At 48.8% G+C, this 256-nt stretch carries 1 protein-coding gene; it reads right to left on the bottom strand.

What is annotated here, in order from left to right; all coding sequences use genetic code 11:
• Nucleotides 1-180: ATP-binding cassette domain-containing protein (locus R0J88_RS21640; RefSeq protein ID WP_410901124.1), on the bottom strand; the 180-nt coding region annotated here is incomplete at its 3' end.
• Nucleotides 181-256: the final 76 nt, after the last annotated feature.

The raw sequence follows: 256 nt of genomic DNA, 5'->3' as shown, positions 1-256 counted from the left end.
ACCTTCGGTCGGACGCTCGAGCAAGTTAACGCAACGGATGAGCGTACTTTTACCTGCACCTGAGGCGCCAATGACGCCATAAATCTGTCCAGCCGGAACATGCAGGCTAACGTTGTTCAACGCCTGAATGGTCCGGTTCCCTTGCTGGAACACTTTGGTGATATTCGAAAGTTTAATCATTAGATTATTTTTATCGTCTGTCAGTTAGCCGTGGCATTTTCTGCTGCCTTGTACGGGCGATGACCGTCAACAAAAC

Source organism: Pseudoalteromonas sp. SIMBA_162 (assembly GCF_046535955.1).
GTDB classification, from domain to species: domain Bacteria; phylum Pseudomonadota; class Gammaproteobacteria; order Enterobacterales; family Alteromonadaceae; genus Pseudoalteromonas; species Pseudoalteromonas marina.
The sequence above is the reverse complement of the archived record's forward strand: the minus strand, read 5'-3'. Positions and strand labels throughout refer to the sequence as shown.